Origin of the sequence: Mesorhizobium robiniae, assembly GCF_040545535.1 — a bacterium.
Lineage (GTDB): Bacteria > Pseudomonadota > Alphaproteobacteria > Rhizobiales > Rhizobiaceae > Mesorhizobium > Mesorhizobium robiniae.
The window spans coordinates 374,749-400,433 of sequence record NZ_JBEPMC010000005.1 but is presented as its reverse complement, the minus strand read 5'-3'; the positions used below and the strand labels follow the sequence as shown (position 1 = coordinate 400,433).

26 protein-coding genes and 1 pseudogene are annotated in these 25,685 nt (G+C 62.7%); 8 read left to right on the top strand and 19 right to left on the bottom strand.

Annotated features, from left to right (window positions below; genetic code table 11):
- Positions 1-67: 67 nt before the first annotated feature.
- The 12 genes and pseudogenes from ABID19_RS16735 to ABID19_RS16675 all read right to left on the bottom strand — a co-directional run bounded on the left by ABID19_RS16735 (position 68) and on the right by ABID19_RS16675 (position 12,427).
- Entirely contained in the window at positions 68-1,000 is a 933-nt protein-coding gene (locus ABID19_RS16735; protein ID WP_354492093.1) for a pirin family protein, read from the bottom strand.
- Positions 997-2,538, bottom strand: a complete 1,542-nt coding sequence (locus tag ABID19_RS16730; RefSeq protein WP_354492092.1) for a mechanosensitive ion channel family protein — start codon at positions 2,536-2,538, stop codon at positions 997-999. Before ABID19_RS16730 ends, ABID19_RS16735 begins: the two co-directional genes overlap by 4 nt.
- A gap of 83 nt (positions 2,539-2,621) precedes the next feature.
- Positions 2,622-3,875: a cytochrome b gene (locus ABID19_RS16725; RefSeq protein ID WP_354492091.1), complete on the bottom strand. Its 1,254-nt coding sequence runs from the start codon at positions 3,873-3,875 to the stop codon at positions 2,622-2,624.
- 127 nt (positions 3,876-4,002) lie between these two features.
- Positions 4,003-4,167 (bottom strand): annotated as a pseudogene (locus ABID19_RS16720) ((2Fe-2S)-binding protein); the annotation flags it as partial.
- Positions 4,168-4,207: 40 nt separating this feature from the next.
- Positions 4,208-5,194 carry an MBL fold metallo-hydrolase gene (locus ABID19_RS16715; RefSeq protein ID WP_354492090.1) on the bottom strand — a complete coding sequence of 329 codons (987 nt, stop codon included), beginning with the start codon at positions 5,192-5,194 and terminating at the stop codon, positions 4,208-4,210.
- 765 nt (positions 5,195-5,959) lie between these two features.
- Complete coding sequence (locus ABID19_RS16710) at positions 5,960-7,336, bottom strand: MmgE/PrpD family protein (protein WP_354492089.1); 1,377 nt, start codon at positions 7,334-7,336, stop codon at positions 5,960-5,962.
- A gap of 162 nt (positions 7,337-7,498) precedes the next feature.
- The gene (locus ABID19_RS16700) at positions 7,499-7,810 is read right to left on the bottom strand and encodes an HTD2 family dehydratase (protein WP_354492088.1); all 312 of its coding nucleotides are present in this window, start codon (positions 7,808-7,810) and stop codon (positions 7,499-7,501) included.
- Positions 7,783-8,337, bottom strand: a complete 555-nt coding sequence (locus ABID19_RS16695) for an FAS1-like dehydratase domain-containing protein (RefSeq protein WP_354492087.1) — start codon at positions 8,335-8,337, stop codon at positions 7,783-7,785. The genes ABID19_RS16700 and ABID19_RS16695 overlap by 28 nt, the downstream gene beginning before the upstream one ends.
- Before the next feature lie 11 nt (positions 8,338-8,348).
- Positions 8,349-9,479, bottom strand: coding sequence for a CaiB/BaiF CoA transferase family protein (locus tag ABID19_RS16690; protein WP_354492086.1), 1,131 nt, complete (start codon positions 9,477-9,479; stop codon positions 8,349-8,351).
- Positions 9,472-10,212, bottom strand: coding sequence for an NAD(P)H-dependent oxidoreductase (locus tag ABID19_RS16685; protein ID WP_354492085.1), 741 nt, complete (start codon positions 10,210-10,212; stop codon positions 9,472-9,474). Before ABID19_RS16685 ends, ABID19_RS16690 begins: the two co-directional genes overlap by 8 nt.
- A gap of 11 nt (positions 10,213-10,223) precedes the next feature.
- Positions 10,224-11,411: an acyl-CoA dehydrogenase family protein gene (locus tag ABID19_RS16680; protein ID WP_354492084.1), complete on the bottom strand. Its 1,188-nt coding sequence runs from the start codon at positions 11,409-11,411 to the stop codon at positions 10,224-10,226.
- A gap of 80 nt (positions 11,412-11,491) precedes the next feature.
- Positions 11,492-12,427, bottom strand: coding sequence for a LysR substrate-binding domain-containing protein (locus ABID19_RS16675; protein ID WP_354492083.1), 936 nt, complete (start codon positions 12,425-12,427; stop codon positions 11,492-11,494).
- A gap of 101 nt (positions 12,428-12,528) precedes the next feature.
- Here ABID19_RS16675 and ABID19_RS16670 point away from each other — a divergent pair, with 101 nt between their 5' ends.
- The 3 genes from ABID19_RS16670 to ABID19_RS16660 all read left to right on the top strand — a co-directional run bounded on the left by ABID19_RS16670 (position 12,529) and on the right by ABID19_RS16660 (position 14,256).
- On the top strand, positions 12,529-13,101 hold the full coding sequence (locus ABID19_RS16670) for a thiamine pyrophosphate-binding protein (protein ID WP_354492082.1): 573 nt from the start codon (positions 12,529-12,531) through the stop codon (positions 13,099-13,101).
- 5 nt (positions 13,102-13,106) lie between these two features.
- The gene (locus ABID19_RS16665) at positions 13,107-13,694 is read left to right on the top strand and encodes a thiamine pyrophosphate-dependent enzyme (RefSeq protein WP_354492194.1); all 588 of its coding nucleotides are present in this window, start codon (positions 13,107-13,109) and stop codon (positions 13,692-13,694) included.
- A 97-nt stretch (positions 13,695-13,791) separates the two neighbouring features.
- Positions 13,792-14,256 (top strand): VOC family protein, encoded by a 465-nt coding sequence (locus tag ABID19_RS16660; protein WP_354492081.1) that lies wholly within the window; start codon positions 13,792-13,794, stop codon positions 14,254-14,256.
- Positions 14,257-14,313: 57 nt separating this feature from the next.
- On the opposite strand, the gene ABID19_RS16655 is transcribed toward ABID19_RS16660, so the two are convergent.
- Entirely contained in the window at positions 14,314-14,967 is a 654-nt protein-coding gene (locus ABID19_RS16655; protein ID WP_354492080.1) for a GntR family transcriptional regulator, read from the bottom strand.
- 106 nt (positions 14,968-15,073) lie between these two features.
- A complete protein-coding gene (locus ABID19_RS16650; protein ID WP_354492079.1) occupies positions 15,074-16,252 on the bottom strand; it encodes an NAD(P)/FAD-dependent oxidoreductase in 1,179 nt (392 codons plus the stop codon).
- A gap of 207 nt (positions 16,253-16,459) precedes the next feature.
- Between ABID19_RS16650 and ABID19_RS16645 the strand changes: the two genes are divergently transcribed.
- Genes ABID19_RS16645 through ABID19_RS16625 form a run of 5 tightly spaced genes read left to right on the top strand, consistent with a single transcriptional unit; the run spans position 16,460 to position 20,666 of the window.
- Positions 16,460-17,665: a pyridoxal phosphate-dependent aminotransferase gene (locus ABID19_RS16645; RefSeq protein ID WP_354492078.1), complete on the top strand. Its 1,206-nt coding sequence runs from the start codon at positions 16,460-16,462 to the stop codon at positions 17,663-17,665.
- A 5-nt stretch (positions 17,666-17,670) separates the two neighbouring features.
- Positions 17,671-18,111 (top strand): acetyl-CoA carboxylase biotin carboxyl carrier protein, encoded by a 441-nt coding sequence (locus tag ABID19_RS16640; protein WP_354492077.1) that lies wholly within the window; start codon positions 17,671-17,673, stop codon positions 18,109-18,111.
- Between the two features lie 5 nt (positions 18,112-18,116).
- The gene (gene accC / locus ABID19_RS16635; protein ID WP_354492076.1) at positions 18,117-19,490 is read left to right on the top strand and encodes an acetyl-CoA carboxylase biotin carboxylase subunit; all 1,374 of its coding nucleotides are present in this window, start codon (positions 18,117-18,119) and stop codon (positions 19,488-19,490) included.
- The gene (locus ABID19_RS16630) at positions 19,480-19,875 is read left to right on the top strand and encodes a biotin/lipoyl-containing protein (protein WP_354492075.1); all 396 of its coding nucleotides are present in this window, start codon (positions 19,480-19,482) and stop codon (positions 19,873-19,875) included. Before accC ends, ABID19_RS16630 begins: the two co-directional genes overlap by 11 nt.
- Positions 19,876-19,886: 11 nt before the next feature.
- The gene (locus ABID19_RS16625) at positions 19,887-20,666 is read left to right on the top strand and encodes a LamB/YcsF family protein (RefSeq protein ID WP_354492074.1); all 780 of its coding nucleotides are present in this window, start codon (positions 19,887-19,889) and stop codon (positions 20,664-20,666) included.
- A gap of 26 nt (positions 20,667-20,692) precedes the next feature.
- Here the strand turns inward: ABID19_RS16625 and ABID19_RS16620 are convergent, their stop codons facing one another.
- The 5 genes from ABID19_RS16620 to pxpB form a co-directional block, all read right to left on the bottom strand.
- On the bottom strand, positions 20,693-21,718 hold the full coding sequence (locus ABID19_RS16620) for a proline racemase family protein (protein ID WP_354492073.1): 1,026 nt from the start codon (positions 21,716-21,718) through the stop codon (positions 20,693-20,695).
- A gap of 86 nt (positions 21,719-21,804) precedes the next feature.
- Positions 21,805-22,836: an Ldh family oxidoreductase gene (locus ABID19_RS16615; RefSeq protein ID WP_354492072.1), complete on the bottom strand. Its 1,032-nt coding sequence runs from the start codon at positions 22,834-22,836 to the stop codon at positions 21,805-21,807.
- Between the two features lie 45 nt (positions 22,837-22,881).
- Positions 22,882-24,048 (bottom strand): epoxide hydrolase family protein, encoded by a 1,167-nt coding sequence (locus tag ABID19_RS16610; RefSeq protein WP_354492071.1) that lies wholly within the window; start codon positions 24,046-24,048, stop codon positions 22,882-22,884.
- Complete coding sequence (locus ABID19_RS16605; protein ID WP_354492070.1) at positions 24,045-25,025, bottom strand: 5-oxoprolinase subunit C family protein; 981 nt, start codon at positions 25,023-25,025, stop codon at positions 24,045-24,047. The genes ABID19_RS16610 and ABID19_RS16605 overlap by 4 nt, the downstream gene beginning before the upstream one ends.
- On the bottom strand, positions 25,022-25,684 hold the full coding sequence (gene pxpB, locus ABID19_RS16600) for a 5-oxoprolinase subunit PxpB (RefSeq protein ID WP_354492069.1): 663 nt from the start codon (positions 25,682-25,684) through the stop codon (positions 25,022-25,024). Before pxpB ends, ABID19_RS16605 begins: the two co-directional genes overlap by 4 nt.
- Between the last annotated feature and the right edge of the window lies 1 nt (position 25,685).

Genomic DNA, 25,685 nt, shown 5'->3' with positions numbered 1-25,685 from the left:
CTTTGTGCGGCCGCCGGCCAGCATGCACGTTCCGCCGCCAACCCGCACGCGGCCGACCAAAGGCAGATCAGGGCGAGCGACCTGCGTCCTGGTCCAGATCCTCCGGCAGCGGAGCGAATTCTTGCTCCCCAGGCACTTCCGGGAAGTGGCGTTCACGCCAATCGGTCTTGGCCTGCTCGATCCGTTCAGCGGAGGACGAGACGAAGTTCCAGTAGACGTGCCGGGGTTCGGGAAAGGGCTCTCCTCCCATCAGCATCAGTCGTGCTGAATGAAAGGCCGGCGCCTTGAGCACGATCTCGGCGCCGGGTTCCAACAGTATCAATTCGGCCTCACGGAACGAGCCCGGCTGGCCGACGATCTCAACCTCGCCGGCGACGACATAGATCGCCCGCTCGTGGTGTCTGGACTTGACTTGGTACCGCGCGCCGCTGGTGAGCACGATTTCTGCGAACACCAAGTCGGAGAAGGTTTTGACCGGCGAGACCAAACCGTCGGAAGCGCCGGCGATCAACGTGAACTCGACGCCTCTGGCACACGTCCTCGGTATCTCCAGTTCATTATAATGGGCAAAATCGGCGGCGACTTCCTCATGCCTGCAAGGAAGCGCGATCCAGGCCTGAATGCCGAAAAAATTGCTCCCGTATGCTCTAGCCTCAGGCGTCGTCCGCTCCGAGTGGACGATCCCTGAACCGGCCGTCATCCAGCTGACTTCGCCAGGATGGAGAACCTCCACCTTACCGAGACTGTCCCGGTGAACGATCTCCCCGTCGATCAGGTAGGTCACGGCCGCCAGGCCGATATGGGGATGCGGTCCAGCGTCAAAGCCCTGGCCCGTATTGAACACCGCCGGGCCCATCTGGTCGAAGAGGACAAAAGGGCCGACCATTCGCCCATACTTGGAGGGCAATACGCGCCGTACCTTGAAACCGCTCCCAGGGTCACTGGACACCGGCAGAACGACTGTGTCGATGTCTAAGACGCCGGCGTGTCGGATGGTCATGGCTTTATTCCTTCTTGTGCGCCCTGTCCGCTGGCGTTCAAACGCACCGGAACGGAACGGCGTGAAAAAACGGTGCGCATAGCTTTGAGGAGCGCAAATTTCGAGTTCGTGTGCGGTTGTCCAGCGATGCCGCTCGGGTTGGAAGACGACATTCTGGCCGCAAGGACCGCTGCAACATCTTCGGCCATTTCGGGTCGGTCGAGCAGCAGGGACGCGAAGCTTTGCTGGTCAATCTCATAGATCACGACGTGGCTAAATGCGCGCAATGTCGAGGTCTCGCCGATGCCTGCTAGCAGACCCGTCTCTCCAAAAAAGTCGCCGGGAGCGAGGTGGCCAACCTCTTGCGGATGGGCGTCCTCGCCCCGTTCTCGAACAATGATGCCCTTCCTAACAATCATAAGGGACGGCAGCATCTCTCCCTGACGCACTATGATGTCGCCCTTGCGATAGGTGCGCACAGTAACCGTTGTCGCGAGGGCTTCTTTTTCGCTGTCGGTCAACGCCGAGAATATTGGTATCGCGTTTATCAGCTTGATCGGCGTGACTTGCGGGAAATTTGCAGTATCGCTCGGCAGGTCACTCATAAGAATTGAAGAGGAGGGTGGCGTCGCCAGCCGCAAACCCGTGGACTTGGAATGACGATAGACAAGGTCGAAGATTTCGTTCGTCGCTGGAATTCTCTGGCCAACATTTGCGACGCGAAAAAACAGATCGACCTCAATCGCTGTCGCATCCAGACCTTTAATAGCGACCACTGGTGGCGGCTCCTTCAATATTATGTTGCTGCTTTGTAGCGCAGCGTTCATGACGTCCGCGACGAGGGCCGGCATCCTGGTCGGAGCCAATCTTATCGTGACGGACAGCCCATGGCTCTCCTCAGGGCTGCTGACATTGGTCAGCCCGAGCTTTGCCAGAAAGCTGTTCGGCAGTGCCACGACGTTGTGAGCCAAGGTGAGCAGGTGGGTGGATCGCCAGTTGGTCTCGACAACGCGGCCTTCGGTGCCATCGCTGAGAACGATCCAATCCCCAAGCACATAAGGACGACCGAGGTTGAGCGCGATGCCCGAGAAGACGTCGCCCAGCGTGTTCTGGAGCGCCAGTCCGAGTATGATGGCAAAGACTCCCGAGGTGGCGATCAGCGTCCCGACCGGCGCGCCAAAGACGAATGCCAGGATGCACAGCAGCATTCCCACATAGACGATGCCTACGACGAGGTCCTGCAGAAGGCGCGCCTCACGCGGCTTTCGTTCGAACACGAGATAGATGCGGACAAACCCGATCAGCGCCCAGGCGAGATGAACCCACCACAGTACCTTGGCCGAACCGACGAGGATTGCGCCAGCGGTTGTCTCGTTGCCCCGTGTCGGCTCGTAGGGGATCACAGCCCGGTCAAGAAGCAGGACCGACATGGTAAGGAAGAATGCTATCTGGACAATCAGCCTGGTGGTGGAGAGCCGGCGCGGAATGACGTGCCAAACGACTATCCCGGCGAGACCGACCAGCACCATGTAGAGATGGGGAGCATTCCACCAGCTCATGACCGGATCCGAATCCATAAAATCCTCACACAATCCTCGCCTCTGAGCGAGAGCACAGCATCCGGACAAGCGATCGTTCAATGTTATCCTTGGCTTTTCTCCAGGATCGCTTCGGTTATCGAGTTCGGCAGCCGGCGCGGCGTCTCGATTACCCCCAGCAGCGGCATAACGACAAGAAAGAACGCGAAATAGTAGATGGTCGACGCCTGCATGGCGGGGATATACCAGCCTTCAGCCGGCTTGGATCCCAGCCATCCGAGGAACAGCGCGTTGGCGACAAACAGCCAGAAGAACCGCCTGTACCAAGGCCGGTAGACAGCCGAGCGCACCTTCGAGGTGTCGAGCCAGGGCACGAAGAACAATACGGCTATGGCGCCGAACGTAGCGAGCACTCCGCCAAGCTTCGAGTCGATCGGACCGATGTTGAAGGTGACGGCGCGCAGGATCGCGTAGAAGGGCAGGAAGTACCACTCGGGCACGATATGCGCTGGTGTCTTCAGCGGGTCGGCGGGGGTGTAGTTGTCCGGATGCCCGAGATAGTTCGGTAAGTAGAAGACGAAATACGCAAAGACGAGCAGGAACACCACGGCCCCGAATATGTCCTTGATGGTGGCGTGCGGCGTGAAATCCACCACATCGGTTTTCGATTTCACATCGATGCCTGCCGGATTGGTCTGGCCGGCGACGTGAAGCGCCCAGATGTGCAGGATGACGACGCCAGTCAGCATGAAAGGCAGCAGGTAATGCAGCGCGAAGAAGCGGTTGAGGGTCGGATTGTCGACCGCAAAGCCGCCGAGCAGCAATTGCTGCACCCAGTCGCCGACCAGCGGGATGGCGCTGAAAAAACCGGTAATGACGGTCGCGCCCCAGAAGCTCATCTGCCCCCAGGGCAGCACATAGCCCATGAACGCCGTCGCCATCATCAATAAGAGGTTGGTGCAGCCGAGCACCCACAGCAACTCGCGCGGCGCTTTGTAGGAGCCGTAATAGAGGCCACGCGAGATATGGACATAGACCGCGATGAAGAAGAACGACGCGCCGTTCGAATGCAGGTACCGCAACAGCCAACCGGAATTCACGTCGCGCATGATCTTATCGACGGAACTGAAGGCGAGCCCCGTGTCGGCCGCATAATGCATGGCGAGCACCACGCCGGTCACGATCTGCGCCGCCAGCATCATCGTCAGAATGCCGCCGAACGAATAGGCGTAGTTCAGATTGCGCGGGACGGGATAGACGATGAACTGATCATGCACCAGGCGCGGTACCGGCAAGCGGGCGTCGAACCAGCGTCCGATCCCGGTCTTGGGAACATAGGTTGAAGGTCCACCGCTCATCGCGTTGCCTCTAGTCTCGAATTGCCGGTATCGACATCGGCCGGTGCTATCTGGCCGGCCGCCCTTCACCACGGATGAGCGGTTCACTTGTGTCACGATTCTTCCTCGGCGAGACGGACACTCTGATACCGAGTGCCTCGTCAATGATGCGGCGGATGGTGCGCGCACAGCGGCCGCACTTCGGGCTGCAGCCGAGACAGCCATAGACCTGGCTGGTCGAGCGCGGCCGCTCCGCCTCGAGGGCGGAGCGGACATCCTGATCGCTCAACACATTGCACGAACAGACGATCATGGCGCGATGGTCCTCGACTGCGACCTAACCCAACAAACGGTCAGTACTCCCAGGGACCTGGTACCCAACGAAAGACGTCGCCGTCGACCGCCACATGGCAGACGGACGGGAATGACAGGTGAGTGGCCAACAGCGACTCGCGGTTCGCCGCCATCTCCCGCAGGAGACTAACGCGGACGCGGGCCGCTTCCTCGGGGTCGTGCTCGAAGCCGTTGTACCAGTCGGGGTGCTCGAACCCGACTTGGAACACGGCGTCGCCGGCGAACGTCAGCCGGTCGCCGCCGGACGCCAGGCGGACCACGCTATGCCCGGGAGTGTGGCCGCCGGTGCGTTGGACGCGCACTCCCGGCGCCACCTCGTGCTCGTCCTCGAACGGTCGCAGCTGGTTGCGGTACTCCTTGAGAAACCGCTTGGCCGACACCCGAAGCGCGTCCGGGAAGCCCGGCGGCATGGAGACGTGGGAGAAATCCGGCGCCTCCCAGAACTTGATCTCGGCGGCCGCCACGTGGATTCGCAGATCGGGACGCAGCACTTCCTTCACCCCGTCGACGAGCAGCCCGCCAATATGGTCCATGTGCAGGTGGGTCAGCACCACGTCGGTCACGGATGAGAGATCGATGCCGGCGTCGTCCAGTCGCCCGACCAACTGCCCGGCCCGCTTCAAGTCCGGGAACTCCGCCCCTATCCCAGCGTCGACGAGTATCGTCCGGCCGCCGCTACGCACCACGACCACATTCAGCGCCCATTCGAGCACGTCCGGCGGCAGAAACTTGTCCTCCAGCCAGGCCTCCCGGACGGCCGGGTCGGCATTGTGGCCTAGCATAGCGCCTGGCAACGACAGCACCCCATCGCTGACCACCGTCACTTCAATCGTGCCGACCTTCAGCACGTAGCGCGACGGAACCAACTCGTGATCCGGCCTACCGTGAGTGTACCTCGCGTTCACCGTGTCAGTGCAGTGCTTGACCGAGGGGTGTGGGGTGTTGTCCAAGCTCGTGCTTTTCGCCTGTTGCTCTGCTAGGCTCATGTTTATCTCCTGTTGATCGCCTTACCCACGGCCGTATCGGCCACCTCCGCCGCTGGCGCCCGTGGATTTGGCATGCGCCTCCATGGACCGCCACCTGGCGTCTGCGGACGAAGTTGCGCCGCCTCGACCTGCGCCACCATCGGACGGAAGCACCGGTCAGGCGATGCGAAAGTCTATGGCAGACCCGTTACGAGCATGGGTAATATCCCGCAAACGTCGAAGGCTTGCTTCGAGCAGCGAACAGCGGCCGTCCGCGGTCCGCCCCAGCGCGGGGAGATCCTATGCCGCGGTATCAGTCGTTCACGGCCTTGATGCAGTCGACGGCACGCGCGCCCTCGTAGCCCCTCCGGGCCCACCATCTCCGTTTCTGGACAGCAGGGTGTTTACTTCAGCGCCGCCGAAAGAAGCAGGATGTCGCGTCACTATATAGCGGCGGCTTCGACCGCGTATCTCTGGTTGCGCCCACGAAGCCGAAATGAATTTGTGCTACGTATTGTGATACCTATTGTAATACAAATATGCGGTTAATGCGGTAAAAATCAAATCAAAACAATTGCTTATGTTAGAACGCGATCCCAGCCAACGGTACCACCCCTTTTTCCCATTAAGCGATTTGATCTTGTTTTGAAATTTTGCCTTTGACGGCAAACGCGGCGAACGTTGAGCCATCGAGGCGGCCTGACACCCAACGCCAACCTCGGAAAGAAGATCAAGACCAAGATTCGCACCGGCGCCTCACCGCGCCATGTGCCGGCCAAGAGCGAACTAAAGCTCTGCAAATATACCCACCACGCTGCCAGCCTGATCGAGGTTCCAGATGCGGGCAATGCAACGGCGCATCCCGTCAGCCGCAGCGCCGCCTCGAAATTCGGCGAGGCGAATGGCCTTGGCTTCCAATTCCTGCCTGGCAAGCGTGTTGCCGGGGTCGCCCTTGGGCTCGTCGACGCGAGCCGCCAGCTTACGCCCGTCAATGGTCGTGACGCTTATCTTGCCGACCCATTGCTTCGGATAAAGGCTATCGACCTCGGTGTCGAAGGCCATGCGCACTTTCGAGCGGAAACGGGAGACGCGCGCGTCGGCCAGTGCGTGGTGTTCGAACGCGTCGAGGTCGGCGACGTCATGCACGGCAATCAGGCCCAGCACCGTGCCCATGGAAAACTTCGCCTGATGGACGGTTTGCGGAATGTCCACGGCGCCCAATACGTCGATGGCTCCCTGGTGGACATGGGTCACTACATCCAGGATGTCGTCCGGGCCGAGCCCTTCGCGGCGCATGAGAGACTGGAGCGCGTCGGCGGCGGGATGGGTGTGTCGGCAGGAGGCGTGCCATTTGAAGGACGTCTCCTCGGTTGCCCAACGGGTGCCGAGGCCGTCCGTTAGCCGGGCGGGATCGGCGTCGCTGGACATGCCAGCCGCCATGCCTTTCTTGCCTTCGAGGATCTGCGCCGCACCCCGGAAGCCATCGCGTGCAAGATAGGCAGCGAACAGGCCGTTGGCGGCGGCTCGCGCGGTATGAAGCTGCTTGGAATCTGCGGCATCACGCAGGAACTCCCACAGCCCTGCTGCCTGCGTGCCGGCGGAGCCGAGTGCATGGTTGAGGCCGGATGCGTCCAGGCCGATCAGCTTGCCGACGGCCGCGGCCGCGGCGACAGTGCCAACCGTGCCCGTTGTGTGGAAGGTCTCGTAATGGGAGCGCCCCAGGAATTCTCCAACGCGGATGCCGGCCTCATAGCCGGCGATGCAGGCCGTCAGCATCTCGCGCCCGGTCTTCTTCTCTGCCTCGGCGACGGCCAGGACAGCCGGAAAGATCACTGCTGCCGGGTGAAAAACCGAGCCGTTATGAACGTCGTCCTGCTCCACGACGTGGGAGGCCGCGGCATTGACCATTGCTGCGAAATAGGGGCTTGTGCACCGCCTCGTCGGGATAACGGTGCTCGAGCCGTCCGCTGGGCCCATCGCACGGGCAAAGCCGTCGATCATCTCGACCTGGCGCGCGCCCTTGCCGGCGAGCGCCGAACCGAGCCAGTCGATCATCAACCCTTTCGCGAAATGAACCACGCGCTGCGGAATCTGCTCGAAGTCGAGTTCGACGATGAAGTTGCAAAGTCTTGCGGTCGGCCAATCGGCGGTTTCCGGGCTCATCTGCGTTTCTCCTCGTCAGCAGTCCTCTAGCTAGACCGAGGCGGCCCGGCGCAGCCTCCTCGAGGTCAAGAATGACGGCGTCCGCGCCGCTGCTATCGGCTTTGGCGAACCTTTCCGGTCGCGAACCCGGTACGAAAAGCGGCGCGACAGGCGTGACGAAGCCTACCATTGCGCCGTGGCCTTCAGCGTCACATGCCCGTCCGCCGATCGCACTTCCAGTTCCATGGCGTCATTCCCTGGGGCCGTCGCGCTCAGAAGCAGGCGCTGCGGTCCGGTCGCCGGACGAAGGCCCCGAAACGAGAAGCGTTGCGGCGACTGCCCGACAATGGCGGCGGCGAAGTTCATGAGCAGAGTCGCCTGGAGCGGGCCATGGATGACGAGCCCGGGATAATGCTCGACTGCCGTGGCGTAGGGTGCGTCGTAGTGGATACGATGCCCATTGAACGTCAGCGCGGAATAACGAAAAAGCAGCACCGAATCCACGTCAATCGTGCGCTCGTGCGATGCGGCCAGAATCGGACTGCTGGCAAGGTGAGTCTAGCCGCGGCCGCTTCGGCGGCGCGATAGACAAGGGTCTGGTCCTCCTCGATTACGGGACCGACGTCGTTGGCGACGTGGTGCCGGACCGTGACAAAGATGAGCGGACCGGTGCGACCCCGCTTCTCCTCGATGGCGGTCAACGTCGAGCGACGGCGGATGGTGTCCCCACTGCGGATCGGCGCCATGAAACGCACGTCGCTGCCCGCCCACATGCGGCGCGGAAGCGGCACCGGCGGCAAGAAGCCGCCCTTGGCCGGGTGCCCGTCGGGTCCAAGTTCGCGCGCGTTGGCGATGTCGGGCGCCAGGCACCAGTGCAAGCCGGGCGGGGCCTCGGCGGCCTGCATTGCGTGAGGGCCGAGCATGGCTTCGAAGCTGGCCAGCAGGCGCGGGGTGACGATGTCCTCGACCTCGCGGGTCCGTCCAACCCATTTCTGCAGCGCGGCGCTGGTATCCGGGCTCATGGCGTTCCTCTTCAGGCGGCGAATTCGGACCGGATTCGAGCCGTATCGGCGCCGACAGCGGGAACGCGGGGGATCGAAGTGAATCCCTCAGATCGCCCCGCCGGCAACGGCACTGCGATGCGCTTGCCGTCCGGTAGCGCCACCTCCGTCAGACGCAACGCCCTGTGGTGCGGCAGGTCGCGCATCTCGCTCACACGGCCCCAGGCGATCTGTGCCTCACTGAGGCGGCGGATGGCCTCTTCGCCGTCGATTGCCGCGAAGATCGGTTCGATCTCGGCGTCGAGTGCCGTGCGATTGGCCACCCGCCAGGCGTTGGTGGCGAAGCGTTCGTCGGCGAACAGATCCTGTCTTTGCAACACGACGGTGCAGAAGCGCTTCCATTCGCTGTTCTGCTGAATGGACACGACCACGGCGCCATCGCGGCAGGCATAGGGCCTGTAGGGGTAGATCGAGGCGTGCGCCAGGCCATAGCGACCGGTTTCGCGCCCTGCATATTCATAATGCAGCAGCGGCACGGCCATCCAGTCGGCCATGCTGTCGAACATCGCGATCTCGACGACGCGACCGCGCCCGGTCTTCTCGCGCGCCAACAGCGCTTCGAGAATCGCTGCATGAGCGTTCATTCCGGTGGCGATGTCGGCGGCCGAGACTCCGATCTTGCACGGCGTGTCCGGCGTGCCGGTCACGGCGCAGATGCCGCTTTCGGCCTGCACGAGCATGTCGTAGGCGCGCATCGCCGCGTATGGCGTGTCCTGCCCGTAGCCGACGATGTTGATGGCGATCAGCCGAGGGAACTTTTGCGCAATCGCATCAGCGGAAAGACCGAGCCTGTCGATCGCTCCCGGCACAAGGTTCTGCACGAGAACATCCGCGCGTGAGACCATGCGGTGCAGCAAAGCCAGGTCGTGCTCAGTCTTAAGGTCGAGCACCGCGCTTTCCTTGCCGCGGTTGAGCCAGACGAAATAGGCCGACATGCCTTCCACTGCGGAATCATAGTGGCGCGCGGTTTCGCCTTCCGGGCGCTCGATCTTCACGACACGCGCGCCGGCGTCGGCAAGCCGGACCGTACAAAGCGGAGCGGCGACCGCCTGCTCGATGGAAACGACGAGCAGATCCTCCAGTGGGCGGGTGGCATCAGACATTGCGCTGCACTCCCGAACGGGCAAGCACCCCCGGCTTCAACCGCTCGTTCTTGCCGTAGTCCTCGGCAGGGTGGAAGAACAGCCGCGGTGTGTCGTCGATGTCTTCGAGCCTCTTGCGGTAGGTCTCCAGATAGGCCTCGCGACCATCGTCGCCGACGCGGCCCGGCATATGGGCGACGAAGGGCGGCAGCACGTCGAAGCCGCAATAGCGCAGCAGGCCGTTATGGATCGGCCACAGCACGGTCAGAATGTCACCGTCGATACCATCGGGCGCATAGGTGTCGGCCGATGTGCCCGTGGTGGCGGCCACCATGGCGAGCTTTCCCCTAAACATACCGGTGTCGTATTTGCGGCCCGGCAGATAGGCAAAACCACGTGCGAAGATGCGGTCCGCCCAACCCTTCAGGATCGCAGGCATTCCGAACCACCAGACGGGGAATTGGAAGATGACGAAATCCGCCTGCTTCAATTTTTCGATCTCGGCTGCGATGTCCGCCGAGAGCGCGCCGGCGTCGTAGGCCGCAGTCTGCTCGCGTTGCAGGCTGAAGAAAACCGGATCGTTGCGCTCGCCTGACATGTCGCCCGGCCCGGCGACGGGATTGAATCCCATCGCGTAGAGATCGCTGACGACCACGCTATGGCCAGCGCCGGTCAAGGCTTCCACGGCGAGATTCTTCATGGCGCCGTTGAAGGATCTGGGTTCCGGGTGGGCGTAGACGATGAGGACATTCACGGCGACTGCTCCTAGTAGGAACGCGGCAGGCCAAGCACATGCTCGGAGAGGAATGATAGGATCAGGTTGGTGGAAATCGGTGCGACCTGATAGAGACGCGTCTCGCGAAACTTGCGCTCGACGTCGTATTCCTCCGCGAAACCGAAGCCGCCATGCGTCTGGATGCAGACATTGGCGGCCTCGTTGGAGGCGTCGGCAGCCAGCATCTTGGCCATGTTTGCTTCGGCGCCGGGGTTCTTGCCGGCCTCGTAGAGGCTCAGCGCCTCGCGTACCATCAGTTCGGCCGCGCGCATGTTGGCGTAGGCCCTGGCGATCGGAAACTGGACGCCCTGGTTTTGGCCGATTGCCCGGCCGAACACATGCCGTTCCTTGGCGTAGGTGCCAGCCTTTTCGATGAACCATTTCGCGTCGCCGACGCACTCGGATGCGATCAGGATGCGTTCGGCGTTCATGCCGGAGAGGATGTAGCGGAAACCCTTTCCCTCTTCGCCGATCAGGTTTTCGGCCGGCACGCGAAGGTCATCGAAGAAGACCTCGGTGGTGGCGTGGTTCATCATGGTGCGGATTGGCCGGATGGTGAGGCCGTTGCCGACGGCTTCGCGCATGTCGACGATGAGGACCGAGAGGCCGTCGGTCCTCTTCATGCCGCTCTTCAGCGGCGTGGTGCGGGCCAGAAGCAGCATCAGATCCGAGTGCTCGGCGCGGCTGGTCCAGATCTTCTGGCCCTTGACCACGAAATGATCACCGTCGAGCCGGGCGGTCGTCTTGAGCGCGCCCGTATCGCTGCCGCTGGTCGGCTCGGTTACCCCGAAGGCCTGCAGGCGCAATTCTCCCGTGGCGATTTTCGGCAGGTACCGCTGCTTCTGCGCTTCCGAGCCATGGCGAAGCAGCGTGCCCATCGTGTACATCTGGGCATGGCAGGCGCCCCCATTGCATCCGGCGCGCTGGATTTCCTCCAGCACGGCAGCGGCAGCCGAAAGCGGCAGGCCCGAGCCGCCATACGCCTCCGGGATCAGGATCGAGAGCCAGCCGGCCTCCGTCAGAGCGCCGACGAATTCACGGGGATAGCCCATGTCCCTGTCGAGCGCGCGCCAGTAGTCTCCGGGGAAGCGCGCGCACAGCTTGGCGACAGCTTCCCGAATGTCCTGATAGTTTTCCACGAGGTTCGCCCGAGCTTTCGTCTTATTTGCGGGCCACATTATCGCGCTACCACCTCCTATCAGCAATGTAAGATCGGCGTGAGCAGATATGCCAAAATTCAAATGCTCGATTCAAATACTCATGGCGCAGGGCCGAGAAGCTGGCCGACCCATACGGCCCGCTCGACAAGATCCTTGGCGATGTCCTCTATTGCTTGTCCGGCGAACCGCGCCAACCGCGAGGCAGGCCGGTCGGCTGGGTATGCCAGGATGAGACGGCGTACGGGCACGGGATCGATCAGCGGCGCAGCGGTCAGCAGGCCCGCAGAGACATCGGCATGGATAGGGGCGAGCGGCAGGATCGTCCAACCATGACCGTTGCGCACGAGGTCCTTCAGCGCGGAATACGAGTCCGCCTCGATGCCGACCTCGAGCGGGATGCCGCTTTCAGCAGCGCAACGTTCGACGATGATGCGCAATCCATGCTTGATGCTGGGCAGCAGCAGGCGCTTGCCGGCGAGCGAGGAGAATGGCACTGCACGCACGGTGGAAAAGCCGGCGTCCGGCGGCCCGATTAGGAAGAGGTTTTCCAGCAGCAGCGGGCGGGAGCGCAGCGACCGTGCCATGCGCGGGTCATAGAGCACCGCGATGTCGACTTCGCCCCGGTGAAGCCAGTCCAGCAAGTAGCCGGTATAGGCGCTCACCAGTCTGAGTTTCGCCTTTGGGTGGGCCTTGCCGAAGGCCGCGGCCAGCGGCATTGAAATAATGTCAGCCACGGTAGGTGGCAGGCCGATGGCCACGTCGCCGGTCAGCGGTGCGTCGGCGGGTGTAGCCGTGGCGCGGATCTCATCGACCTCGGCAAGCACGCGCATCGCGTGGGGCAGCACCTCCTTGCCTTGCTCGGACAATACCATGCCGCGTCCGTGGCGCAGGAAAAGGGCAAAGCCCAACTCCTCCTCCAGCATGCGCACCTGCCGGCTGAGTGCAGGCTGCGCAATGTGCAGCCGGTCGGCAGCCTTGCTGAGGCTGCCCAGTTCGGCGACGTGGATCAAAGTGCGTAGCTGGGATAGCTCCATAAAGGTATCGAGTATCATTATATCTGATCACAAGAAAGAGACGAAGATTCGATCGCATAGCCGAGATAAGGTGATGCCAGTCCAATTCTCGGGGGTCCAAGGTGACGGCGAGCGTGCAAGCAAAACAACCGGAGACATCCTCGCTTGAGGCCGCTTCGGCGGTACCGGAAAAGCAGTGGCCGGATCAGGTCTATGAGGTGCTCAAGGCGGCCGGCATCAGCCAGATGTCCTATGTGCCCGATGCCGGCCATACCACTTTGATTCGCCGCTTCAGCGCGGATACGGAGGTCGTCACCAATGTGCTGACGACGGAGGAGGAGGGTATCGCCATTGCAGCGGGCTGCTGGCTCGGGGGCAAGCGGAGCGTCGTGCTCATGCAATCCTCAGGCGTCGGCAACTGCATCAATATGCTGTCGCTTCCCGTGCAGGCACGCTTTCCCTTGCTCATCCTGGTGACGATGCGGGGCGAATGGGCCGAGTTCAACCCGTGGCAGGTGCCAATGGGGCAGGCGACGGAAGCGTCGCTGAGGGCGATCGGCCTCAAGGTGCTGCGCGCCGAGACCGGTGACGACCTCGTGGAAACGGTGGCGCAGGCAGCCTCGATGGCTTTCGACGCCGACCAGCAGATTGCCGTGCTGATCGGGCAGCGGCTGCTCGGCAAGAAGAAGTGGTGAGCGACATGACGTTGCCGACGATGGACCGCCGGGTTGCGGTGAAGAAGCTCCTCGACGCCCGCGACGGCGCCTTGGTCGTAACCGGTCTCGGCTCGCCGAGCTACGACGTGCATGCTGCCGGTGACCGCAACGACAATTATTATCTGTGGGGCGCGATGGGCGGTGCTGCGCTGATTGGCCTCGGGCTCGCCCAGGCCCAGCCGCAGAAGCGGGTGATGGTGATTACCGGGGACGGTGAACAACTGATGGCATTCGGTTCGCTGGCGACGATCTCGGTGGCACGGCCCAGAAATCTCGATCTTATCGTGCTCGACAACCAGCATTTCGGTGAGACCGGCATGCAGTCGAGCCATACCGGCAAAGGCATAGGTTTCGAGAAGGTCGCTGCCGCCTGCGGTTTCTGGGAAACCGCCGAACTGCGTACGCTCGACGAGATCGACACGCTGTGCGAGCAGCTGCGTCGTTCAACCGACGGTCCGCGCCTTTTCGTGCTGAAGATCACGCCTGAGAACCTGCCGCGCTCGCTGCCGCCGCGCGACGCGGTCGAGGTCAAGAACCGCTTTCGCGCCCATCTGGGCTTTGCCACCTGTTGAGGACCGATATGGCGCTGGTCAGCTTCCAGAACACGGTCAGCGGTCGGCTCCAGCGCCGCGTGCTGAACTATACGGTTCCGATCAAGGAGTGAGAAGAATGGGGAGTGAGGACATGGGCAATTTCGGCAAGCTGCATCACATCTGCATCGTCGTGCACGATATCGACAAGGCGCAGGCCTACTATGACTCTATCGGCGTCGGGCCCTGGGAAGCCTATCCACCGCTGGCCGAATACGAAGAACTCCAGGTCCCAAGCCCCGAAGGCTTCAGGGCGATGCAATACCGGATCTGCAACCTGCCGACCGTTCAGCTGCAACTCTGCCAGCCGAGCCATGATCCTTCACCACAACGCATTCATCTCGATACCAAGGGCGAAGGCGTTTTCCATATCGGCTTTGAGGTCTGTGATGCGGACCTAGCCGAAGCCAAGGCGCAAACCGACGGGCTTTCCGTGCTGATGCGCGGGCGTCGGGAAAACCGCACCGGCTTCACCTATTACGACACGGCCGACCAGGCGGGGGTGATCTTGCTGACCCGGGCAACCAATCTGCCCGGCAAATGATCCATTCACGCGAAGGTCGGGAGGCCGATGAGGATCGAGCGCGGGACGACTGGTGTGTCAGCTGCCCCGCAATTCCTGAAGCCGGTCGACCAGGAATCTGCCGCTGGTGATGATATGCATTTCCAAAAGGCTGACGGCGCGCAGCGTATCCTTGGCTTCGCAAAGTTCTATCAGCTGCCAGTGGTCGCGGTCGGACTGTACCTGTATCTCGGTGAGCGTCACCATCATTCGCGTGTAGCGCTCCAACTGCTGGTAGATGCGCCCCACCAATTCGATCGTCGCCTTGCGGCCGGACGGCGCGTAGAGCGCGGCGTGGAAGTTCCAGTTCAGCTGGTTCGAATACTCGCCTGTCTTGCCCTGTTCCTGATGCTGCTTTGCCCGCTCACGGGCAAGCGCGAGATCGGCATCCGTCATCCGTGGAATGGCAAGGGCAAGCAGCCATGTCTCGATCCGGGCCCGCAATTCGTAGAGCTCGAGGATCTCGTCCAGGGAAATGGAGGTGACGACAGCTCCCTTGTGGGAAACCAGCGTGACGAAGCCTTCCGAGTGAAGCTGATGCAGCGCCTCTCGCACCGGAATCCGGCTGACGCCGAACTCGGCAGCCAGATGCTCCTGCCGCAGCTGGAAGTTGGCCTCATACTCGCCGATCAGGATCTTCTGCCTGATGGCATCGGCGACCTGGGTCGAGATGGTTTTCTTCTGTACGAGCATGAATCAGCCTGGGGCGGCCGCCTTGTTTATTGATTGGCGCCGTTTTGATTGAAGAAGTGGACGCATAGCACCGTTGTCACGCCGATGCCATGTCGCCCGTTTCGCATCAGTAGACATGCTCCTCGATGGGCTGGTTGCTGGCGATCCGTTCATAGCGGAAGGCCGACAGGTCGATGGAGCGGTATTCGCCATAGGCAATGAGATCACAGACGCCGGATCCGGTTGCCGCCGCGTGCATCATGCCGTGGCCGCTGAAGCCGGTGGCCAGTATAAGGTTCGAAACCTCGGGGTGTCGGCCGATGATGCCGCTGTGGTCGAAAGTATTGTACTCGTAGAGGCCTGCCCAGGCGCGCAGCATCCGCAATTGTTCGAACCCAGGTACACGATGTGCCAGCGCCGGCCAGATCAGCTCGTCGAACAGTTCATAGTCCACCTCCAGGCCAAAATCGTCTGGCTCGTTCTCGCGCACCGGCGGGATGCCGCACAGGAAGAGCTGGCCTTCCGGCCGCAGCCAGAGGCCGCTTGTGTCGAAGACGAAGGGGCAGTTCTCGATTCTTGCCGGCGTCTCGAAGACGAAGACGCATCGCTTGCTCGGGACGACCGGCAGGTCGACGCCGGCCATCCGGGCGATGCCCGCGCTCCACGGTCCGGCGGCATTGATCACTGTTCCGGCGCCAAGCCGTTCGCCGTTGTCCAGCACCACTTCGCCGACCTTGCCGCGAGAGGCCATGGTCAGCCCGGTCACGGTCGCGGCGAGATAGTTGACGCCTTGCGCGCGCGCCTTTCGACGGAATGCCTGCATCAGGCCAGGGCCGTCGAACCAGCCTTCGCTGCCGAGGCCGAATGAGCCGATGGCGAGATCGTCCGTGTTGAGCCAAGGGAAGCGTTGTGCCAGATCGACCCGCTCGATCAGCTCGATGTCGATACCCATGTCACGCTGAACGCGGTTCTTGGCACGTTGCACCTCGATCCGCTCAGGGCCCGCCAGCACGAGATAACCGGGCTCATGCAGCCCGATGTCCGCCAACTCGTCGCCGATGGCAAGCCGCGTTCCCACCTGGCGCAGGAAGTCGATGCTGAACTTCGACATGGCGATGTTCGGCGGTGTGCCGAATTGCTGGCGTATGGCGCTGGTCGACAATGAGGACGAGGAGGCTGTGTAGTAGGGATCCCTCTCAACCACGGCGATCCGTCCTGCGAAATCAGGGTTGGCTGACAGGAAATAGGCAATCGAGCTGCCGACAACGCCGCCTCCGACGATCACCACATCATAGTTCGTGCCCATTCCAATCGTGTTCCCTATCTCGAATGTCATACGTGGCGGCGATAGATTGGATACTTTTTGCCTCAGCCCCGCCGTCACAGAGACACATAACCCGGTCTTTGGCGTAGAAAAAGGGGTTTGACGCGAAAATAAGAATACATTATCCAATTTATATCGAAACCCATCTGCCCGGCAAGGCCGCGGCAGAATCGTGCCGAGGATTGCTCCGTGGGTCTCATCGCTCCCCGTCTCGATGTCATCAAGCCAAGCCCCAGCATGGCGGTCACCGCGCGGGCCATCGAAATGCGGTCGGCAGGCATCGACGTCGTCAGCCTGAGTGCAGGAGAGCCGGATTTTCCGACGCCGCCGCACATCGTCGAGGCGGCCTATGCGGCTATGCGCAGGGGCGAAACCCGCTACACCGCGGTTGATGGCACGGCCGCACTGAAGCAGGCGGTCGCTGACAAGTTCAGGCGCGAGAACAGCCTCGACTACAAGCCGTCCCAGATAAGTGTCGCGGGCGGCGCGAAACAGATCATCTACAACGCCCTGCTGGCAACGCTCGCCCCCGGCGACGAGGTGGTTGTTCCAGCACCCTATTGGGTTTCCTATACCGACATCGTTCTGTTGGGCGAAGGCAAGCCCGTGGTGGTTGCCTGTGCGGAGGCGGATGGCTTCAAGCTGCGACCGCAAGCCCTGCGGCAAGCCATCACCGGACGCACCAAATGGCTGTTGCTTAACACTCCCTCCAATCCGACGGGCGCCGTCTACAGCTGTGACGAACTTGCCGGACTGGCCGAGGTATTGCTCGATCACCCGCATGTCCATGTGCTGACCGACGACATCTACGAGCACATCCTGTTCGACGGACGCACCTTCCATACCATCGCCGGTGTCGAGCCCCGGCTGAAGGACCGCACGCTGACGGTCAACGGCGTGTCGAAGGCCTATGCCATGACCGGCTGGCGGATCGGTTATGCCGGCGGTCCGGAGCCATTGATCCGCGCCATGGCGACCGTGCAGAGCCAGAGCACGTCGAACCCGTCATCCATCTCGCAGGCCGCGACCATAGCCGCGCTGGAGGGGCCTCAGGACTTTCTTCGTCCGCGGGCGCTTGAATTCCAGGTGCGGCGGGACCGTGCGCTGGAGCTGCTGCGCGCAATTCCCGGCCTCACTTGCCGGACGCCGGAGGGTGCCTTCTATCTCTATCCCAATTGCTCGGCCCTGATCGGCCGTCGCCGCCCGGACGGCACTCCCATCGGCAGCGACGACGATTTCTCGCTCTTCCTGCTCGACCAGGCGCGGGTCGCGGTTGTCCAGGGCTCGGCCTACGGCCTGTCGCCGCATTTCCGCATTTCCATAGCCACGTCGATGGACCTGATCGAAAAAGCGATCGGGCGCATCGCCGAGGCCGTCGAAGCGCTACGGCAGTGACGGCGATGGATCTGGACTTCGTCCAAAGGCTGATCGAGCTTGTCGCATGTTCGCCCATTGATGAACTGGAGATCGAGCGCGACGGCGTTCGCGTCCGTATTTCCAGACAGGCGGCGCCAACACAATCTGCGCCGCAGCCAAGGCCGACTTTAGGCGTCGCCGCCGCTACCCCAAATGCCGATCCGACAGCTCCTGCTACAGCGCGGCATTCGGTCCGGGCTCCGCTGACGGGCGTGTTCTACCGTTCCACTGCCGAGGGCGAGCCGCCGCTCGTTTCGGTTGGCGATGTGGTCGAGGAGGGACAGAAGATCGGCGTCCTCGAAGCCATGAAAACCTTCAATGTCGTGGAGTCCGATCGCACCGGACGGATCGTCCAGATTGCTCTCGACGACCATGCCGCGGTGCAGTCCGGCGATTTGCTGTTCGTTCTGGAAGACGTGGGCTAGGAACGATGTTCGATACCGTCCTTATCGCCAATCGCGGTGAAATTGCGCTACGCATCCTGCGCGCCTGCCGCGACCTCGGATTGAAGACGGTGGCGGCCTATTCGGAAGCCGACGCGAGCCTTCGCCATGTCGCGCTGGCGGACAAGGCGATCTGTATCGGACCGGCGACCTCGGCGAAGAGCTATCTCAACACCGCTGAGATCGTCGCCGCCGCGCAGCTCACCGGCGCGGGCGCAATCCATCCCGGCTACGGCTTCCTGTCGGAAAACGCGGCCTTCGCCGAGGCGGTCGAAAGTGCCGGCCTTATCTTCATCGGGCCGTCCGCAGCGGCGATCCGCGTCATGGGTGACAAGGTCTCCGCCAAGCGGGCGATGATCGCTGCCGGCGTTCCTTGTGTTCCAGGCGCGGAGGATGCGCTGCCGCAAGATGAGCAAGCGGTGCGTGCCATTGCCGGGACCGTCGGCTATCCGGTCATCGTCAAGGCGGCGGGCGGCGGTGGCGGGCGCGGCATGCGCATCGTGCGTGAGGAAGGCGCGCTCCTGGAATCCGTTTCGCTGGCGCGGGAGGAGGCAGGCCGGGCCTTTGGCAACCCGCAGGTCTATCTGGAAAAATTCCTCGAACACCCGCGTCATGTGGAGTTCCAGGTGCTGGCCGACCGGCATGGTGCGGCGGTCTGGCTTGGCGAGCGGGATTGCTCCATGCAGCGCCGCCACCAGAAGATCATCGAGGAGGCGCCTGCACCCGGTATCGCCCGCGAGGCGATCGCGGAGATCGGCGACCTGTGCGCCCGTGCATGCCTTGCCATCGGCTACACCGGCGCGGGCACCTTCGAGTTTCTCTACGAGGACGGTCGCTTCTATTTCATCGAGATGAACACCCGCGTGCAGGTGGAGCATCCGGTCACCGAGCTCGTTACCGGCATCGATATCGTGCGTGAGCAGATCCGTATCGCGCGTGGCGAACACTTGTCGTTTGGCCAGGAAGACATCCGCATTCAGGGCCACGCCGTCGAATGCCGCATCAATGCCGAGGATCCCTACAGCTTTCGGCCGCATCCAGGCCGGGTCGAGCGCTGGACGCCGCCGGGCGGTCCCGGGATCCGCGTCGAGTCGCATCTCTATTCCGGCTACACGGTGCCGCCGCATTACGATTCACTGGTGGCCAAGCTCTTGGCGCATGGGTCGACGCGGGCCGAGGCGATCCGGCGCATGAGCGGAGCGCTGGGCGAGATGGAGGCTGTCGGCATCGCCACCAACGCGCCGCTGCACGGCCTCCTCATGGAAGAGCCCGGCTTCACCGCGGGAGGCTTCGATATCCATCATCTCGAACGCCTGATCGAAGGCGGTTTTCTCAAGGGGCGGGGCGGCCATGACGGTTGAAGAGATCGAAAGGCTGGCCGCCTGCTGTGCAAGTGCTGATATCGGCGAGATCGAACTGGCGGAGGCCGGTTTTTCGCTGCGCCTGCGTATGCAATCCGTTGTTGCCGAAACGCTTGTGGCCGTGGCCGGAGCGCCGAAGGCCGAAACGGTCTTCAGGGGCGTACGCGCGCCTGGCGTCGGCGTGTTCCGTCTCAATCATCCAACCGCCGGCAACCTGGTCGCCGAACCCGGCCGGACGGTCCGCAAAGGCGAAACGGTTGGCGTCCTGCAGGTCGGTCCATGCCTGAAGGCCGTCGTCGCGCCGGCAGACGGCGTGCTGGGCGCCGCACTGGTCGAGGACGGTGCGGTCGTCGGCTACGGCACGCCGCTCTACGCGCTGGCATGAAGGAAAGCGCCATGACGAACAGTGGACTGCACGTCGATATCAATTCCGACGTGGGCGAGGGTTTCGGCGCCTACAAGCTCGGTGACGACGCGGCGATCCTCGATATCGTAAGCTCCGCGAACGTCGCCTGCGGCTTTCATGCCGGCGACCCGGAGATCATGGCGGCCACCTTCTCGATGGCGCATGAGAAGGGCGTCGCCGTCGGCGCGCATCCGAGCTTCGCCGATCTATGGGGGTTCGGACGACGCGTCATTCCGCACTCGGTGGGCGAAATCGAGAGGCTTGTCGCCTACCAGATCGGCGCGGCGCAGGCGCTTTCCGCCTATGCCGGGCATCCGATCCGCTACGTGAAGGCGCATGGCGCGCTGGGCAACCTTACGCAAACCGACCGTGGCGTTGCCGAAGCCGTGACACGCGCGGTCAAGGCCGTCGATCCCAGCTTGACATGCCTGGTTATCGCGCTGGGTTTCCAAGACCGGCTCGCGCGCGACGCGGGCCTGACGGTCAGGTCCGAGATCTTCGCCGATCGCGCCTATACGGAGGAAGGCTTTCTTGTCTCGCGCAAGCTGAAAGGTGCAGTCATCCACGATGCCGAGCAGGCAGCGGAACGGGTCGTGCGCATGGTCAAGCAAGGCGCCATCGAGACGGTTTCGGGCCAGATGCTGAAAACGCCGATCGACTCGATCTGCGTCCACAGCGACACGCCGGCGGCCGTCGCCATCGCTGCGCGCGTGAGGAGGCGACTGGAAGAGAGCGGCGTCAGGATCAAGGCGTTCTCGGAAGCGGCTTGATCCCGACCGGCCAGGCCATCGCCACCTCAGAACCAGACGTCGCTGAGCCGATGGCCACGCGGGTAGGGATCGGTCGGATCGAGGCCGTATTGGCCGATGCTGGTGATCCAGGCCTGTCCCGCGACAGTGACCACGACAGCGTCGCGATCGCCGACGCGCATATTCGCGATCACCCTGGAATCGAAATGGGTCCCGATGATGGACTTGTTGCGAAACAGCTCACCCTTGGCGATTTGCCCCTTTGCCGACATAACCGCCAGCCGCCCGGTGGTGCCAGTGCCGGTCGGCGAGCGGTCGAGCCTGCCATGCAGGCACACCGTGCCGTTGACGCTTTCCACGCGACCCTCAACGCGCTCGATCGGGCCTTCGAATATGACATTGGACACGTCGCGGATCTTCGGGTTCTCGGGATGCACCACCTTGAGCTGCTCGTTGACTGCCTTCTTGATGCGTTGGCCCATCAGCGACATCTGGTGGGCTTCGTCGGGTCTCACGTCGAAGCCAAGCGCGCGAGCATTCACATGGGCGAAAGTCATGCCGCCATAGGAAGTGTCGACGGTGATGGTGCCCAGCCCTTCGACCTCGACTGATGTGTCGAGGTGAAATGCAAAAGCCGGCACATTGGTGAACTCCACCTGTTTCACCTTGCCGTTCTCGCAGAGGCAGCGCACCTCGATCATGCCGGCCGGCGCTTCCATCCGCAGCCGCGTCTCGGGCTCCTGCATCGGCACGATGCCCGTCTCCAGCGCGACCGTGGCGACGCAAATTGTGTTCGAACCCGACATTGGTGGGTATTCGGTGCTTTCGAGGATCACATAGCCGAGGTCGGCCGAGCGGTCGCAGGGCGGCAGGATGATGTTGGCGTTGACGTAGGGCGCGCCGCGCGGCTCGAAGAGAACGAGTCCGCGTATATCGTCCATGTGCTGTTCGAGATATTCTTTCTTTTCGAACATGGTGTTACCGGGCACGTCGATGACCCCGCCGGTGACCACATTGCCGACTTCTCCCTCGGCATGGCAGCCGACAACCGTGAACGTTTTTGACCAGCGCATTTTTTCTCCTGAATGATGAGTTCCAAAGTCTCCCGCCGATGGCGGGATGAATTGCATCGCAACTCGGATGAGGTCGACGAATGACTTCAAACGCCGCCGAGTCCTTGTTCGAGAAAACGGTCGAGCTGGTCCATCTCCTGGGCTGAGAGGCTGATGCCGTCCTTCTCCGAGCTTGCGCGGGCAAGGAACCGCCGCTGCGAGGGCAGGCGCGCGCCTTGCCCAAGGATCGCCTCGAACAGAGCTTCAGCACGACCCAGCGGATTGCCGGATCGACCTGCCGCGAACGCTTGCGGCGAAAAGGCGATTACAAGCTCTCCATGCGACGGATAAAGCGTGGTGGTGCCGAGTAGATCGAGCGCCTCGGGGCTCGTCAGATCGCCGATCATGATCCCGGCCAGCAATTCGATCATCGTCCCGACAGCAGACCCCTTATGCCCGCCGAAGGACAGCATGGCGCCCGCCAGGGCAGCGTCGGGATCTGTGGTGGGCATGCCGTCGACATCGATCGCCCAACCCTCGGGTAGCGGCTTGCCTGCCCGGCGGTGCAGCTCGATCTCTCCACGCGCGGCAACCGAGGTTGCAAAGTCGAACACATAGGGCGGCTGTCCCTCGCGCGGCCAGCCAAAGGCGAAGGGGTTGGTGCCCAGCAAGGGTTTGTTGCCGCCGGTCGGGGCGACGGTGGCATAGCTCGGGCACATGGCAAGACCGGCGAGGTTTCTCTCTGCCAAGGCTTCGACCTCCACCCAGAGGGCGGAGAAATGCACCGCATCGTTGATGACGAGCGCTGCAATGCCGCAGGAGCGTGCCCGCTCGGCCAGCACGGGCAGGCCCAATTCGAAAGCCGGATTGGCGAAGCCGCCTTTCGCATCCACCTTCACGATGGCGGGCGCGTCCTGCGGCAGCAATTTGGGCACCGCGTCCGGCTTCACTTTCCCGGCCTTGATCGTCCGCAGGGCTCCTTCGATCCGGTAGACACCGTGTGACTTGCAAGCATCGCGTTCCGCCGCGACGATGACCCGTGCGATGGAACTGGCCTGGATAGGGTTCAGTCCGGCCTTGCGAAAAATTGCATCGACGCGCTCATGCAAGGCATTGATGGTGAGGACGGTATTGTTCATTTTTTCCTTCAGGGATTTTGGCTGCACTGCGACGCATCTGCGTCGTCAAGAAAAGTCCAGACCGCCGGCAAAAGCTCTTAAATCCTGTGCAAGCAAAGCGGGCTGCTCGAGGGCTGCGAAATGACCACCGCGCGGCATCGCTGTCCACCGGCGAATGTCCTTGAAGACGCGCTCGACCCAGCTCCTTGGGGGCATCGGCAGCTCTTTGGGAAATAATGCCACCGCAAGCGGGACGTTGATCGCCGTGCCGGGCGCGAATGCAAGCGGGCGCGCGCGCGTTTCCCAATAGAGGCGCATCGACGAAGCAACGGTCCGGGTGAACCAGTAAAGCGAGATGTTGGCGAGGATGTCGTCCCGCGAAAATGGGGCATTGCCCAGATCGCCATCGCAATCGCTCCAGTCGCGAAACTTCTCGATCATCCACGCTGCCAGTCCGACCGGTGAATCCGTCAGCCCGTAGGCAAGGGTCTGGGGACGCGTGCCTTGAATATGGCCGTATGCGCCATGAAGATCCGCCCACCTGGCTTTCCGTTCCAGGAAGGCGCGTTCCTCCAAAGTGACGTCGCCGTCCGGTCCCGGATCGTGTGGGGGCGAGTATGAGCCGGGAATGAAATTCAGATGTATCCCGGCGAGGCTGTCAGGATGGGCATGTGCCAGACATGTCGACACGCCGGCGCCCAGATCCCCGCCTTGCGCCAGATATCGTTCGTAGCCAAGACGGCTCATCAATTCGGCCCAAAGGTCGGCGACGGCGGACAGGTTGAGGCCAGGCCTGCTTGGCCGGCTCGAAAAGCCATAGCCGGGAATCGATGGGATCACGACGTTGAAGGCGTCCTCCTGCCTTCCGCCATGGGAAAGCGGGTCGGTCAGAAAGGGAAGCAGCTTGTGAAATTCGAAGACGCTACCTGGCCAGCCATGGGTGAGCAGGATCGTTTTGGTGGTTGCAACGGCGGCGCGTGCGTGGATGAAATGGATGGTTTGACCGCCGATATCCGTCCGGTAGTGCGGATGGATGTTCCAGACGGCTTCCTGCTTGCGCCAGTCGAAGCCGGAGCCCCAGTACTGCACAAGTCGTCGCAGCTCTTCGTACTCCGTTCCCTGGGCCCAGCCTATTGCCTGCAATTGGTCTGGCTCGCGCCAGTTTGAGATGCGCTTCTTCAATTCGTCGATATCAGCCTGCACAATCTGGATCGTGAAAGGGCGAATTTTCATGGACCCCTCTGCTCGCGGAAGATGAGATTTCGGGCGGCGACAAAGTCGAGGCGCCACTGCCGGCTCGCGCGAAGCGCTTCAGTCGAGGTTTCCATCGAGACAGGCAGGAAGCGCAGGCGCGCGCCCACCGGCGCCTGCGCCAGCCGCCAGAGATCGGCTTCGATTACCGTTGCGATCTTCGGGTAGCCGCCGCAAGTGTTGGCGTCCGCAAGCTGGATGATCGGCTGGCCGGACGGCGGCACTTGAATGGTGCCCGGCACGATACCGTGCGACAAGAGCTCCAGTGGCGACGTCAATGAAAGTGTTTCCCCGGAAAGGCGATATCCCGTGCGGTTGGCTTCGTTGGTGATGCTCCATTCGCTGCCGGTGAAAGCCGCCTGGGCCTCAGGGCTGAAGACATCGAACTCGGCAGCCGGCAGAACCCGCACGCCAATGGCGGAGGCAAAGCCATTCGCCATGCCTTGCCGCTCCTCCAGCGCCGCACCGAGACCGCCTGCGGGAAAGGAGTACTTCGCAGGGTTGAGCGCAAGTCGATCGCCGCGCGACAGACCGCGCCCGTCAAGCCCGCCGAAGCCGCCCTTCATGTCGGTCGCGCGCGAGCCCATGACGGTCGGCAGATCGAGCCCTCCAGCGAAGGCGATGTAGGAACGCGCACCCGCTCGCGGCGCTTCGAGCACAAGCGTCTCGCCCGCCTGGATCGTCGTGGCCCACCAGGGCGGGCAGGGGCGATCGCCGACGCTGATGGCGCAATCCGCGCCAGTGACGGCAATTGCGGTATCCACATGCGCGCGCAGCCGGAACGGATGAAGCGCGACCTCGATCCCGGCTGCCGAAGCCTCGTTGCCCAGCATGAGATTGGCGATCGCCAGCGCTTGCCTGTCCATGGCGCCGCCATGGCTGACCCCCAGCGCCAGATGGCCGGGCCGGCCGAGGTCCTGGACCGAGTTCGGCAAGCCGGTGGTGAGGATCTCGATCATCCCTCGATCCCTGTGATTGCGAATCGGATCTTATCTCCAGGCCTGAGCAGGACGGGCGATTCCGCCTGAATGTCAAAGAGCTTCAAGTCGGTATGCCCGATGGCATGCCATCCTGACGGCGCCGTCATCGGCATGATACCGGCCTGCGCGCCACCGATGATAACGGCGCCCTCGGCGAGTTTCAGCCGAGGCGTGCTCCGCCGAGCCCAGGCAAGCCGCGGGTCGAGGCCTGACAGATAGGGAAAACCCGGCATGGCGCCGATCGCGGCGACGGTGTAGATGGCCGCGGCGTGGCGCCTGACGGCCTCTTCGACAGTCACGCCGCAGTGTGCGGCCCAGCCGGCGAGATCCTCTCCGCGCGCGCCGCCATAGTCGACGGGAACGGTATGCTGCGTTCCGGTCACCGCACTGGCATCGGTGCTGGCCCAGATCGACTTCAGTCGCCCGTCGACGCTTCGTGCGTCGACCACCAGCGGGTCGAACAGCACGAGCAGATTGTTCATGCCGGGGACAGCTTCGCACACCCCCTCGATGGACAGGGCGGCATTGGCTACAGCCCAAACCAACTCCTGGGTGGCATCGTCGAAGGCGCCCTGCGCACCATCGACCAGCAGCGCGCCTGATCCCGCAAGGCTGATTTGGGGCGTATTGACGGCCATG